11 protein-coding genes, 1 tRNA gene, 1 other RNA gene and 3 pseudogenes are annotated in these 12,517 nt (G+C 60.2%); 9 read left to right on the forward strand and 7 right to left on the reverse strand.

The window, feature by feature from the left end:
• Positions 1 to 25: 25 nt before the first annotated feature.
• The 3 genes from ACGVJ8_RS04060 to ACGVJ8_RS04070 form a co-directional block, all read right to left on the reverse strand.
• Positions 26 to 475 (reverse strand): hypothetical protein, encoded by a 450-nt coding sequence (locus ACGVJ8_RS04060; RefSeq protein WP_392345673.1) that lies wholly within the window; start codon positions 473 to 475, stop codon positions 26 to 28.
• A 37-nt stretch (positions 476 to 512) separates the two neighbouring features.
• Complete coding sequence (locus ACGVJ8_RS04065) at positions 513 to 839, reverse strand: hypothetical protein (RefSeq protein WP_392345675.1); 327 nt, start codon at positions 837 to 839, stop codon at positions 513 to 515.
• 93 nt (positions 840 to 932) lie between these two features.
• A tRNA-Arg gene (locus ACGVJ8_RS04070) sits at positions 933 to 1,006 on the reverse strand.
• Positions 1,007 to 1,044: 38 nt separating this feature from the next.
• On the opposite strand from ACGVJ8_RS04070, the gene rnpB reads away from it, so the two are divergent.
• Both rnpB and rnc read left to right on the forward strand, forming a co-directional pair.
• Positions 1,045 to 1,422, forward strand: an RNA gene (gene rnpB / locus ACGVJ8_RS04075) — RNase P RNA component class A.
• 26 nt (positions 1,423 to 1,448) lie between these two features.
• Positions 1,449 to 2,162, forward strand: a complete 714-nt coding sequence (gene rnc / locus ACGVJ8_RS04080; RefSeq protein WP_392345677.1) for a ribonuclease III — start codon at positions 1,449 to 1,451, stop codon at positions 2,160 to 2,162.
• Here the strand turns inward: rnc and ACGVJ8_RS04085 are convergent.
• Together ACGVJ8_RS04085 and ACGVJ8_RS04090 are read right to left on the reverse strand one after the other, a co-directional pair.
• A pseudogene (locus tag ACGVJ8_RS04085) lies at positions 2,132 to 2,881 on the reverse strand (ion transporter). The gene rnc and the pseudogene ACGVJ8_RS04085 sit on opposite strands and share 31 nt — an antisense overlap.
• 26 nt (positions 2,882 to 2,907) lie before the next feature.
• On the reverse strand, positions 2,908 to 3,093 hold the full coding sequence (locus ACGVJ8_RS04090) for an NAD(P)H dehydrogenase subunit NdhS (protein WP_392345679.1): 186 nt from the start codon (positions 3,091 to 3,093) through the stop codon (positions 2,908 to 2,910).
• A 55-nt stretch (positions 3,094 to 3,148) separates the two neighbouring features.
• Here ACGVJ8_RS04090 and rimM point away from each other — a divergent pair, with 55 nt between their 5' ends.
• The 4 genes and pseudogenes from rimM (at position 3,149) to rfbB (ending at position 7,452) form a co-directional block, all read left to right on the forward strand.
• Positions 3,149 to 3,679 carry a ribosome maturation factor RimM gene (gene rimM, locus ACGVJ8_RS04095; protein ID WP_392345691.1) on the forward strand — a complete coding sequence of 177 codons (531 nt, stop codon included), beginning with the start codon at positions 3,149 to 3,151 and terminating at the stop codon, positions 3,677 to 3,679.
• A gap of 70 nt (positions 3,680 to 3,749) precedes the next feature.
• Positions 3,750 to 5,225 (forward strand): mannose-1-phosphate guanylyltransferase/mannose-6-phosphate isomerase, encoded by a 1,476-nt coding sequence (locus ACGVJ8_RS04100; protein WP_392345681.1) that lies wholly within the window; start codon positions 3,750 to 3,752, stop codon positions 5,223 to 5,225.
• A 5-nt stretch (positions 5,226 to 5,230) separates the two neighbouring features.
• Positions 5,231 to 6,148: pseudogene (rfbA, locus tag ACGVJ8_RS04105) on the forward strand (glucose-1-phosphate thymidylyltransferase RfbA).
• 183 nt (positions 6,149 to 6,331) lie between these two features.
• Positions 6,332 to 7,452 (forward strand): annotated as a pseudogene (gene rfbB, locus ACGVJ8_RS04110) (dTDP-glucose 4,6-dehydratase).
• A 24-nt stretch (positions 7,453 to 7,476) separates the two neighbouring features.
• On the opposite strand, the gene glmS reads toward rfbB, so the two are convergent.
• Together glmS and psaC are read right to left on the reverse strand one after the other, a co-directional pair.
• On the reverse strand, positions 7,477 to 9,366 hold the full coding sequence (glmS, locus tag ACGVJ8_RS04115) for a glutamine--fructose-6-phosphate transaminase (isomerizing) (RefSeq protein WP_392345683.1): 1,890 nt from the start codon (positions 9,364 to 9,366) through the stop codon (positions 7,477 to 7,479).
• Positions 9,367 to 9,420: 54 nt separating this feature from the next.
• Positions 9,421 to 9,666, reverse strand: a complete 246-nt coding sequence (psaC, locus tag ACGVJ8_RS04120) for a photosystem I iron-sulfur center protein PsaC (RefSeq protein WP_392345685.1) — start codon at positions 9,664 to 9,666, stop codon at positions 9,421 to 9,423.
• Positions 9,667 to 9,813: 147 nt separating this feature from the next.
• Between psaC and acpP the strand changes: the two genes are divergently transcribed.
• The 3 genes from acpP to ACGVJ8_RS04135 form a co-directional block, all read left to right on the forward strand.
• A complete protein-coding gene (gene acpP / locus ACGVJ8_RS04125; protein ID WP_392345693.1) occupies positions 9,814 to 10,056 on the forward strand; it encodes an acyl carrier protein in 243 nt (80 codons plus the stop codon).
• Between the two features lie 8 nt (positions 10,057 to 10,064).
• Entirely contained in the window at positions 10,065 to 11,312 is a 1,248-nt protein-coding gene (gene fabF, locus ACGVJ8_RS04130) for a beta-ketoacyl-ACP synthase II (protein WP_392345687.1), read from the forward strand.
• 54 nt (positions 11,313 to 11,366) lie between these two features.
• On the forward strand, positions 11,367 to 12,517 hold a 1,151-nt coding region (locus ACGVJ8_RS04135; RefSeq protein WP_392345689.1), incomplete at its 3' end, for a 1-deoxy-D-xylulose-5-phosphate synthase N-terminal domain-containing protein.

A 12,517-nucleotide genomic window follows, 5' to 3' on the forward strand; every position in this document is an offset into this window, starting at 1 on the left:
GGGCTCAGAACCAACATGCAGTGCTTCAGCTGCGATCGGGCAGGTCCGGCGTCTGGTGCAACAGGCGGTTGAGCCGCAGACGGTCCACATTCAATGGGTCAGGAGCCAACTCATCGGCCAGTTCGCGGAACTTCTGCTCAATTTCCTCCGGGACGCGTACATCAAAAACCCGTTCCATCAATGCCTCGATCGAGAACAGATGGGCGTTGATGTTCTCCAGATCGGCAATGGCCTGCTGGATGGCATCACCTGATTCCTCTGGCACAGGCGCACCAGCTGGTGCATCGGCGGTCTGGCAGGACCCATGCTGTTTCTGCAGATCCTCGAGCACCCGACCGGACAAGGTGCGGAACGACTGGAGTGTTGCCCAGTTGAGCTCCTGTTGCTGACGAAGCGTGGGGGACTCCCGGATTAGCCGGTCATGCTCCCGGTAAAACCGTTGGCAATCCGGGCACTGGCAGGGCTCTTCCGGCAATGCAGTCCCTCGCGGTCACTCCCCACTATGCCACCGATCAAGCCGCTTGAGGCCCCAGATCCTCCTCGGCCTGAGGGCCATCCTCACCAGCGGTGTCGGGTAGGGGGATCTCGATGGACGACACCACGCCGATCACATCCCGCAGCCGCATCGAATCGGCGAACCAACCCATAGCCTGTTCGGTGTCGCCGCGACGTTCGGCATCACTGGCCTGGTCTTCATGGGCTTCCGCCAAGAGAGCCAGCCAGCAGAGACAGCGAGCCTGAACCACCGACAGATCAAGATCTGTGGGCTGGGACTTCGCTATCCGCTCACTTTCCTGCTGCACCAACAGCCGCAGACGAAGATCGTGAAGCTGGGTCATGGCACCCAAACCCGGTTACGCCAACCCTAGCGGTGGTGAACGATCTGCACCCCCCACCAGATGTAGCGCTCACTACCTCTTGAGCAATTCTCACGGGGCTGGCGGGACTCGAACCCACGACCTACGGTTTAGGAAACCGTCGCTCTATCCAGCTGAGCTACAGCCCCAGACCTCTGAATTATGCCCACGAGGCATGATGAGATCTGAAAGCAGGCGAGGTGGTTGCGGCCGATCTCTTTGAGTGTCGGCTGAGGAAAGTCCGGGCTCCCTGATGGCCAGGCTTGCTGGGTAACGCCCAGTGCGGGTGACCGTGAGGAGAGTGCCACAGAAACACACCGCCGATGGCCGGTTCGCCGGCACAGGCAAGGGTGCAAAGGTGCGGTAAGAGCGCACCAGCAGCATCGAGAGGTGCTGGCTCGGTAAACCCCGGCTGGGAGCAAGGCCAAGGAACGACGGCTGGCCATTGGCCCCGTTCCGTTTGAACGCGCCGCTTGAGGCCGTCGGTAACGGCGGTCCCAGATAGATAACTACCCACCCTCCACGGAGGTGTGAACAGAACCCGGCTTATGCCCTGCTTTCACCCCCTATCAGCGTTGCTCAGGAGTCCTTGTGGATCCATCCCGCGCCGCAGAGCTCACCGACCTGATCCAGCGCTTCGACGCTGAGATTCCAATCAACCCTGAGCTACTCGCCCTGGTGGACCAGGCCCTCACCCACGTGTCGAGCGGCCGGGCCCGCAACCTGGAACGGCTGGAGTTCCTTGGTGATGCGGTGCTGCGGCTCGCCGCCACCGAATTCATTGATCGTCACCACGCCGATCTCGCGGTGGGTGCCTGCTCCAACCTGCGGGCCCAGCTGGTCAGCGATCGCTGGCTGGCGGACGTGGGTGCAGCACTTGGCATCGAACAGCATGTGATGCTGGGGCGGCACGCCAAGGGGGATCGTTCCGCCGAATCCAGGCTGCGGGCCGATGCCACCGAAGCTCTTATCGGTGCGTTGTACAGCGCCCTCGGCAACTTTGAGGCGATTCACCGCTGGCTCACCCCCCACTGGTGTGCCACCGCCCAAGCGGTGCTGGCCACTCCCCACAAGTTCAACGGCAAAACAGCACTGCAGGAGTGGAGCCAGGGCCAGGGGCTGGGACTGCCCCACTACGCCACCGAAGAATGCAGCAGCCAACACGGCGACTCTGAACGCTTCCGCTGCCAGGTGAGCATCCAAGACCGGGATCTGGCGGAAGCCAAAGGCCGCTCCCGGAAGGAGGCCGAGCAGAACGCCGCTGCCGCTGCCCTTCAGGCCCTAGGAGGCAACGATGCGCCATAGCCAGCGCAATGACGAGCATCCCTGCGGTGCCCCTAACGCCCGCAGCTGCTGCAGACCACTTCCACCGACCGCTGCTGGTAATAGCGCATCCCCGACACCGTCAGGATGCCGGTGAGGATGGCAATGATGCCGAAACCCAGGAGCATCACCACCGAAGCCAACAACCTCCCCAGTTCCGTCTGGGGCACCACGTCGCCGTAGCCGACGGTAGTCATGGTCACGATCGCCCAGTAGACGCCGCTGGCCACCGTCTGGAACTGGGAGTCAGGCCGGGCACTCTCGATCACAAAAATGCTGTAGCCGAGCACCACCTGCAGCAGGAAGACGAAGAACAAAAAGACGCCGATGGTGCGGGCTTCACCGATGAACTTGAGCAGCTTGAACACCCGCAGCAATAGCTCACCGCGCACTTGCGGTACGAAGAAAAAAAAGCACTGCCGAGGCATCAATCAATCCGGTGAAACTGAACAGGTAGCGGCGAGGCTTCTCCACCAAGGCCAGATGAAGGACGAAATCCGCCGCAAACACCGCCAGGCAGATGTTCTGCACAAGATCGATCCAGGGCGCACTGGTTTGGCGCAGGGCCGAATTGCCCAAGGGGTCGGGTCCAGCAGCAGGGCCAGAACACTCAGGAGAATTGCCCCGACAATGACGGTGTGATACGTCTTGCCCGCCGGGATGCTGGCTTCCAGCACCGTGGCCTGCAGGCGTTGTCGCAGGCTGCGTACGGTCCGTGTCCATTGCCTTAGGCCGGCTGGAGGTCCTTCAAACGCAGGGTGACCAATTTGTCCCAATTGCCGCCTTCGAACAGAACGGCTGCACGGTCGCCGCTGATCCGCTGCACAAAGCCGGTGTAACCGTTATAAATCGAGATGGCATCAGCCACGGTGACGGTGGAGCCGGGAAGGATCGGAGCAGGTGCAGATGCCATGGCACGTTCGCGGACGGATCTGGCGCCATTATCGGCAGAGTGCGCGGCGGATGGCATGGCGGAGAGCAACGACTGGCTGCCGGTGGGCAAGGTGGTGGCCGTCCAGGGGCTGAAAGGCGAGCTGCGGATCAACCCCGCCAGTGAGTTCCCGGAACGGTTCACCGAGCCCGGAACTCGGTGGCTCAAAGCACGAGGCAAGGCACCGAAAGAAATTGAACTGAACAGCGGTCGTCAGCTGCCGGGCAAGAGCGTGTTCGTTGTGCGCTTTGCAGGGGTTGAAAGCCGAGAGGCGGCAGAAGCATTGGTAGGTCAGACGCTGATGGTGCCGGCGGACAATCGGCCCGAACTGGAAGAAGGCGAGTTCCACCTTTTGGATCTGTTGGGTTTGGAGGCGCGCCTCAGCGCCGACGGCGCGGCGATCGGCACAGTGAGCGACCTGATCAGCGGCGGCAACGACCTGCTGGAAATCACCACATCAGAGGGCCGCAAGCTGCTGATTCCCTTCGTGGAGGCGATCGTGCCGGAGGTGCAGTTGGAGGACGGCTGGCTGCTGCTTACCCCACCGCCGGGCCTGCTGGAGCTCTGACAGATCTCTCTCGGGGCATCGACAGAACCCATTAGGGCGAGCGAATCTGGGTCACCGCTTTCAGGACGTGATGGCCGCCACACCGCTGATTCCTGTGATCCTCTGCGGAGGCACTGGCACACGGCTGTGGCCCCTGTCGCGGGCGAGTTACCCCAAGCAGTACTGGCCTTTAGGCGGAGACGGCGACGCAACGTTGCTGCAACAGACCCAGCAACGGTTGACCGGGCTGGAGGCCCTGGCGACTCCTCTGCTGATCTGCAACGAAGACCACCGCTTCATCGTGGCCGAACAGATGCGGCAGATCGAGGTCGAACCGAATGCGATCCTGCTGGAACCGATGGGACGCAACACCGCCCCGGCGGTGACGGTGGCCGCACTGCAGGCCACAGACGACGGCAATGATCCCCTGCTACTGGTGCTGGCGGCGGATCACCTGATCCGCAATGCCGCCCAATTCCGCCAAACCATCGACGCTGGCCGTCGGCCCGCCGAAGAGGGACGACTGGTGACCTTCGGGATCGTGCCGACGGCGCCGGAAACCGGCTACGGCTACATCGAGGCCAGCGAACCCTTCTCCCTTGGGGGACCGGCCCATATGCCGATCAAGCGCTTTGTGGAGAAGCCCAATCAGACCACAGCAGAGCAATTCCTGGCCACGGGCCGCTTCACCTGGAACAGCGGCATGTTCCTGTTCCGTGCCAGCACCATGCTGGCGGAACTGGAGCGACTGGCCCCGGAGGTGGTGAGCTGCTGCCGCGCGGCTCTGGAGCAGGACACGGCCGACCTGGAATTCCATCGACTGGAACGGGAAGCCTTTGCCAAATGCCCCAACGTGGCCATTGACGTGGCCGTGATGGAGAAAACGGAACTGGGCAGTGTGCTGCCGCTGGATGCGGGCTGGAGCGACGTCGGCAGCTGGAGCGCGCTCTGGGAAACCTCAGAACAGCGCGATCCCCAAGGCAATGTGCTGCAAGGTCACGTGATTGCCGAAGGCAGCCGCGACTGCTATCTGCGCAGCGAACACCGCTTGGTGGTGGGGCTGGGGGTTGAAAACCTCGTGGTGGTGGAAACCGACGACGCCGTGTTGATTGCGGATCGCTCCAAAGCCCAGGAGATCAAAACAGTGGTGAAGCAGCTGGAGGCCGCCGGCAGCCCGGAAGGCAAGGCGCACCGCAAGATCTACCGCCCCTGGGGCCATTACACCGGCGTCACCGAAGGAACCCGCTGGCAGGTGAAACGGATCTCGGTGAAACCCGGCGCCAGCCTTTCTTTGCAAATGCACCACCACCGCGCCGAGCACTGGGTGGTGGTGAAGGGCACGGCCCTGGTGGAGCGCGATGGCTCCGAACAGCTGGTGGGGGAAAACCAGAGCACTTACATCCCAATGGGCTGCAAACACCGCCTCTCCAACCCCGGTCGGATCCCTGTGGAACTGATCGAAGTACAGAGCGGCGAGTATTTCGGAGAAGACGACATCATCCGCTTCGACGACGTATACGGGCGCGGTGATCAAAGACACATAGCCAATCAACAATTAGGGATATAAAAATAATGCAGCGAAAAGGAATCCTCCTTGCAGGAGGAAGCGGCACTCGCCTGCGTAAGTAAATAACTACTGCCGGTGTACGACAAGCTGATGATCTACTACCCACTCAGCACTCTTATGCTTGCGGGGATCCGTGAGGTCTTGATCATCACTACACCTCACGATCAGGCATCTTTCCGACGACTACTAGGAGATGGAATCCTGCTGGGGTCTGGAGATCCAATACGCAATTCAAGCAAACCCCGACGGCCTAGCCCAGGCCTTCCTAATCGAAGCTAAATCTTTGAACAGTGCACCAGCAGCATTGGTGTTGGGAGACAATCTTTTCCATGGCCAAGGATCTATCCCCCAACTGGCAAGAAGCAACAACCGATCAGCAGGAACGACAATATTCGCGTATCCAGTAAGCGATCCCAAACGCCATGGCGTTGTTGAGTTCGACAGATCAGGACACGTTCTGAACTTAGAGGAGAAGCCCCTCTAAACCTAAAAGCCATTATGCAGTCACAGGGCTTTATTTCTACGACGAAAGGGTAGTAGAATGAGCAAAAATAGTTTTCCCATCAGCCCGCGGAGAGCTAGAAATTATAGACATTAATATGATGTACTTGGATAAAAAATCACTTCAAGTGGAACTAATGGGTCGAGGCATGGCCTGGTTAAACACAGGAACTTACGACTCACTCAATGATGCAGCCAGCTACATACGAACATTTGAACAAAGACAGAGTCTCAAGGTCGGCTACCCCGAAGAGGTGGCCTGGCGCCAAAGCTGGATCAACGCATCAAGGCTAGAAAGCCTAGCGCTGCTGCAAGAAAAAAGTAGCTACGGCACATATCCATTAAAGATGCTCGATGAAAACGAAAGTGATCACGTTGCACTACAAAGCAATCTGGACAGGGAAGCGAAAAAGATAAGCTGAACTAGTCAAATAATTGAACAAGCATAATCTAATCCCCCTTTGTCAAATTGGAACAAATTAATGAGGCGCACGAGCCGCAAAAAATAGCGTGAATCAGCTGTAATAACTGCGCCACAGGACTCTTTAGAAATTTCCAAGGTTACTAACTGAAATCCATCACCTTTCTCAATCACTTCTCCACAAATCAAAGACCATGAGTACGACGAGCCTACTACCGCTGACCTACTCAGACGCCGAGAGCGGATTCTCATCACCGGAGGCGCTGGATTCATCGGCGGAGCGGTGGTCAGACGCCTACTCAATGAGAGCGATGCCACGGTGTTCAATCTTGACAAAATGGGTTACGCCAGTGACTTGACATCTATCGAGAAAACCCTAAGCGCTCTTGGGTATGAAGCAGCCGGACGCTACCAATTTCTGTATGTCGACCTCGTGAAAGCTGATCTCGTGCGAGATGTGGTTCAAAAGGCTGATCCCGACCTAGTGATGCACCTTGCAGCAGAAAGTCACGTGAACCGATCTATCTCCGGTCCCGGTGCATTTATCGACAGCAATGTGCTCGGAATTTTCAACCTGCTACAAGCTTCCCTCGAACACTTCAAAATCCTCAAAGGCCAACGCGAGGAGGACTTTCGACTGCACCACATAAGCACAGACGAAGTATTCGGTTTGCTCGGTACGGAAGGACGCTTTTCAGAAACAACCCCATACGACCCAAGAAGTCCTTACTCCGCAAGCAAGACAGCCAGCGATCACCTTGTGTGCTCTTAGAATCATACGTTTGGCCTGCCGACTGTATTGACAAACTGCTCAAACAACTACGGACCTTGGCAATTTCCTGAGAAGCTGATACCTCTAGCTACCTTGAAGGCAACCAAAGGTGAAACTATTCCCCTCTATGGCGATGGCCTGAATGTTCGTAATTGGCTATACGTGGAAGACCATGTGGACGCCCTGCTACTAGCAGCTTGTCGGGGCCAATTGGGACGAAGTTACCGCGTTGGTGGGCATGGAGAGAGAACCGACAAGGAAGTGGTGGAAGCAATATGCAAACAGCTAGATCAGCGGCAACCAGAACATGCACCTCACATTGAGTTAGTCAAACGCGTGAACGACCGACCCAGTCGTGATTATCGCTATGCCATTGACCCAAGCCGTATCAAAAAAGAATTGGGCTGGCATCCACGCCACAACCTGGAAGCAGGTCTTGCAGCCACTGTTCCTGGTATATCAAGAACCAATCCTGGTGCGCCAAGGTAAGCGAACGAGCTTGTTATGACGGAAGGAGACTGGGACTTAACTGAACGCACTCAGACCAGATCTACCAGTCACTCAACCGTGACGCTTTTGGCAAGGTTACGGGGTTGATCCACATCCAAGCCGCGATAGGCTGCGATGTGATAACTCATCAACTGCATCGGCACCACGGTGAGCAGGGGGCTGATCCACTCGCTCACCGAGGGCACCGGCAGGAGTTCATCAAACAGATCTGTGTCAGGTCCCACAGGCGCTACTCCAATCAATTGGGCATCGCGAGCTTTCGCCTCCTGCGCATTGCTGAGCACCTTCTCGAACACCACACCGGGCACAGCGATCGACACCACCGGCACCCGGGAATCGAGCAGGGCGATCGGACCGTGCTTCATCTCACCGGCCGGGTAGCCCTCGGCATGGATGTAGCTGATCTCCTTGAGTTTCAACGCCCCCTCGAGGGCAATCGGATAGTTGATTCCCCGGCCCAGGAAAATCACGTCCTGGGTGTCGGCAAAGCGAGGAGCCAGGGCCTCAGAACGTTGGTCGTGCAGATCCACCAGCTGGCGCAATTGCTGGGGCAGGTCGCGCAGTTCCTCCGCAAGAACATTGATCTCCGCTGCGGGGCGAGACCCACGACGGGCGGCAAAAGCCATCGCCAGGCCGTAAAAAGCCAGCAACTGACCGAGGAAGGTCTTGGTGGCCGCCACACCAACTTCGATGCCGGCCCCGATGTCGAGGATGTGGGGCACCTGACGTGACAGGGAGCTCTCCGGACGATTAGTCACCCCCAGCTGGCGGGGGGCAAAGGCTGGATCCCCATGGGCCAGACGCCGCTCTGCTTCCATCGCCAGAGCCGCCAGGGTGTCGGCTGTTTCACCGGACTGGGTCACCCCGATGGTGAGGGTGTGTGTGGCAAGCGGCGGCGGAGCATAGCGAAATTCACTGGCGTAGTGCACCGACGTAGGAATGCCGGCGAACTGCTCCAGCAGGTAGGCCCCCACCATGGCGGCATGGCGGCTGGTGCCGCAGGCCAGGATCTGGATCTGCTCAATCCCGGCGTAAAAGGCATCGTCCATCGGCAGCGCCACGGGCTGCTCAGCAGGCAGCCCGTGGGGCAGATGGCGCGCCACCCACAGCTCTGCCGTCTCGGGTTGCTCATGGATTTCCTTGAGCATGAAGTGGCGGAATTCGCGCTTGTCGGCCACGTGGTCCACCCCGCTGAGCTGGGTGGGCATGCGTTGCTGACGCGTCCCTGCCGCGTCGTAAAGCTCCACCCCCAGGGGTGAGAGCAAGGCCACCTCACCGTCTTCCATGGGAAGGATCGTGCGAGTGAAGCCTGCCAGGGCCGGTGTGTCGCTGGCACAGAGGAATTCCCCTTCCCCCAAGCCGATCAACAGGGGGACCGCCTTACGGGCCACCACCAACGCCCCCGGCGCCTGATCCCAGATCACCGCCAGGGCATAGGCACCATGGAGCTGGGGCAACACCCGCTGCAGGGCCTCCAGCAACAACACACCACCTGGGGTTCTGCCCTCGGCTTGCAACTGCTGCAGTTCCGCAGCCAGCAGGTGGGGAATCACCTCGGTGTCGGTCTCCGACTGGAACACCACCCCGGAAGCCTCCAGCTGCTCCCGCAGGGCCCGATGGTTCTCAATGATTCCGTTCTGCACCACTGCCACCGCCCCGTCATTGCTGCGGTGCGGGTGGGCATTGCGCTCTTCCGGTTTGCCGTGGGTAGCCCAGCGGGTGTGGCCAATGCCGCATTGGCCAGATGCCCCCTCTGCTTCAACACAAGCGGTGAGGTTGCGGAGCTTGCCCTTGGCTCGCAGGCAGGTCAGCTGGCCCTGGGCGGCCACCGTGGCGATCCCAGCGGAGTCGTAACCGCGGTACTCCAATTGCCGGAGGCCCTCCAGGAGCTGGGGTGCCGCTTCTCGGGAACCCACCAGGGCAACGATTCCGCACATACAAAAAAAGCCCGGCTGAAGCCGGGCCGAGCTTATGAGTTGAAACGGAGCAAATCAGTACGCCAGACCCATCGAGCGGGTGGTCTCGTTACCTAGGTAAACGCGAATGCTGAGGAAGTCAGTGGGGCAGGCGGTTTCACAGCGCTTGCAACCGACGCAGTCTTCGGTGCGGGGAGAGGAAGCAATCTGGCCGGCCTTGCAGCCGTCCCAGGGCACCATCTCAAGCACATCGAGAGGGCAGGCACGGACACACTGGGTGCAGCCAATGCAGGTGTCGTAGATCTTGACGGCGTGGGACATATGCCCGATGCATACGAAGGCTTGCGGCAAACGTACCCGTCCTTCGCCGGTCCATGGCCAGGCCGTCACCGTTGTTAACGGCGCAGTCGCTGGCGAGAAGGCCAACGGAGGCGTGCCCGTAAGATGCAGCGTCCCGTTGCCACGGCCATGTCCCAGGAAGCGATTCTCGAAAAAGTGCGCTCAATCGTTGCGGAGCAACTGAGTGTTGACTCCGGCGAAGTGAAGCCCGAATCCAACTTCCAGAACGATCTAGGTGCTGATTCTCTGGACACCGTGGAACTCGTGATGGCCCTTGAAGAGGCCTTCGACATCGAGATTCCCGACGAAGCAGCTGAAGGCATTACCACCGTTGGTGACGCCGTCAGATACATCGAAGACAAGCAGGCCTGAGCAACGCAATGGTGGATGGTCTCCATCGCGTCGTCATCACCGGCCTCGGCGCGGTCACACCGATCGGCAACACGGTTCAGGACTACTGGAACGGCCTCACCTCCGGCAGCAACGGAGTGGAGGCCATCACCCTATTCGATGCATCCGAGCACGCCTGCCGCTTTGCGGCGGAGGTGAAGGATTTCGATCCGTCCGGCTTCATCGAACCGAAAGAAGCCAAGCGCTGGGATCGGTTCTGCAAGTTCGGCGTGGTGGCTGCCAAACAGGCTGTCGCCCAGGCCGGCCTTGAGATCAACGACGCAAACGCTGATCGGATCGGCACAATCATCGGTTCCGGCGTCGGGGGTCTGCTGACGATGGAGACCCAAGCCCACGTGCTGGAGGGCAAAGGCCCGGGACGGGTGAGCCCATTCACGGTGCCGATGATGATTCCCAACATGGCCACGGGCCTTGCCGCCATAGCCCTCGGCACCAAAGGACCGAGTTCCGCAGTCGCCACCGCCTGTGCTGCCGGCTCCAATGCCGTTGGTGATGCCTTCCGGCTGCTGCAGCTGGGCAAAGCCGACGCCATGGTGTGCGGTGGCGCCGAATCGGCGATCACTCCTCTGGGCGTTGCCGGCTTCGCCAGTGCCAAGGCCCTGTCGTTCCGGAACGACGATCCGGCCACGGCCAGCCGTCCGTTCGACAAGGAGCGCGATGGCTTTGTGATCGGGGAGGGTGCCGGTGTGTTGGTGCTCGAAACCCTCGAGCACGCCCAAGCCCGTGGCGCCACGATCCTCGGTGAAGTTGTGGGTTACGGGATGACCTGCGACGCGCATCACATCACCTCACCCACGCCCGGTGGCGTCGGTGGTGCCGAATCGATACGCCTGGCCCTGGCCGATGGCGACATTGATGCGTCCGAGATTGACTACGTCAACGCCCATGGCACCAGCACCCCGGCGAACGACAAAAACGAAACCTCAGCGATCAAAAGCGCCCTGGGTGAGCGCGCATTGCAGATTCCGGTGAGTTCCATCAAATCGATGACCGGTCACCTGCTGGGTGGCTCCGGCGGCATCGAAGCCGTGGCCTGCGTGCTGGCGCTGCAACACGGCGTCGTACCCCCCACGATCAACCACAACACCCCGGATCCCGACTGTGATCTGGATGTCGTGCCCAATGAGGCGCGGGATCAGACACTGGGAACCGTCTTGTCCAACTCGTTTGGCTTCGGCGGCCACAACGTCTGCCTGGCCTTCAAACGCGCCAGCTGAGCCTCCGCGCTCACGCCGTGCGTCAAAATCGCTCCAGCTTTTTCTCCTAACACCATGGTCGCTGCGCCCGCGTCTCTCGACACGCTCTGCATCAACAGCATTCGGATGCTGGCTGTCGACGCCATCAACAAGTCCAACAGCGGTCACCCCGGCCTGCCGATGGGCTGCGCACCCATGGGTTATGCGCTCTGGGACAAGTTCCTCAAACACAATCCCAAGAACCCCAAGTGGTTCAACCGCGACCGCTTCGTGCTGTCGGCTGGCCACGGCTGCATGCTGCTCTACGCGCTGCTGCACCTCACCGGTTACGATTCGGTCTCCATTGAGGACATCAAGCAGTTCCGCCAGTGGGGTTCCAAGACGCCGGGTCACCCCGAAACCTTCGAAACCCCTGGTGTTGAAGTAACTACTGGCCCTCTGGGTGCCGGCGTCTCCAACGCCGTGGGCCTGGCGATCGCAGAATCCCACCTGGGAGCCAAGTTCAACAAGGCCGACGCCACCGTGGTGGATCACTACACCTACGTGATCATGGGCGACGGCTGCAATCAGGAGGGTCTGGCCTCCGAGGCAGCCTCCCTGGCCGGTCACCTGAAGCTGGGCAAGCTGATCGCTTTGTACGACGACAACAGCATCACCATCGATGGACGCACCGATGTGTCCTTCACCGAGGACGTGCTGAAGCGCTACGAGGCCTACGGCTGGCACGTGCAGCACGTGGCCGAAGGCAACACCGATGTGGATTCCATCGCCAAGGCGATCGAGGCCGCCAAGGCCGTGACCGATAAGCCGTCGATCATCAAGGTGACCACCACCATCGGCTACGGCTCCCCCAACAAGGCCGACACCGCCGGTGTGCACGGTGCTGCCCTGGGTGAAGAGGAAGCAGCCCTGACCCGTCAGCAGCTCGGTTGGGACTACGCCCCCTTCGAAATCCCTCAAGACGCCTACGACCAATTCCGCCAGGCCATCGACCGCGGCGCCAGCCTTGAAGCCGAGTGGAACCAGACCCTGGCCACCTACCGCACCAAGTACCCCAGCGAAGCCGCCGAGTTCGAGCGGATGCTGCGCGGCGAGCTGCCCGAGGGTTGGGACAAGGACCTGCCCACCTACACCCCCGAAGACGGTGGCCTGGCCACCCGCAAGCACTCCCAGATCTGCCTGGGTGCTCTGGGCCCCAACCTGCCCGAACTGATCGGCGGCTCCGC

Origin of the sequence: Parasynechococcus sp., assembly GCF_042954245.1 — a bacterium.
In the GTDB taxonomy this organism is placed as follows: Bacteria; Cyanobacteriota; Cyanobacteriia; order PCC-6307; family Cyanobiaceae; genus Parasynechococcus.

What these genes read in the sequence shown, in the direction of transcription:
- rimM (WP_392345691.1), top strand. Translation starts at nt 3,149, where the DNA reads ATGGCGGAGAGCAACGACTGGCTGCCGGTGGGCAAGGTGGTGGCCGTC.
- psaC (WP_392345685.1), bottom strand. Translation starts at nt 9,666, where the DNA reads ATGTCCCACGCCGTCAAGATCTACGACACCTGCATTGGCTGCACCCAG.
- fabF (WP_392345687.1), top strand. Translation starts at nt 10,065, where the DNA reads ATGGTGGATGGTCTCCATCGCGTCGTCATCACCGGCCTCGGCGCGGTC.
- acpP (WP_392345693.1), top strand. Translation starts at nt 9,814, where the DNA reads ATGTCCCAGGAAGCGATTCTCGAAAAAGTGCGCTCAATCGTTGCGGAG.
- ACGVJ8_RS04100 (WP_392345681.1), top strand. Translation starts at nt 3,750, where the DNA reads ATGGCCGCCACACCGCTGATTCCTGTGATCCTCTGCGGAGGCACTGGC.
- ACGVJ8_RS04065 (WP_392345675.1), bottom strand. Translation starts at nt 839, where the DNA reads ATGACCCAGCTTCACGATCTTCGTCTGCGGCTGTTGGTGCAGCAGGAA.
- ACGVJ8_RS04090 (WP_392345679.1), bottom strand. Translation starts at nt 3,093, where the DNA reads ATGGCATCTGCACCTGCTCCGATCCTTCCCGGCTCCACCGTCACCGTG.
- glmS (WP_392345683.1), bottom strand. Translation starts at nt 9,366, where the DNA reads ATGTGCGGAATCGTTGCCCTGGTGGGTTCCCGAGAAGCGGCACCCCAG.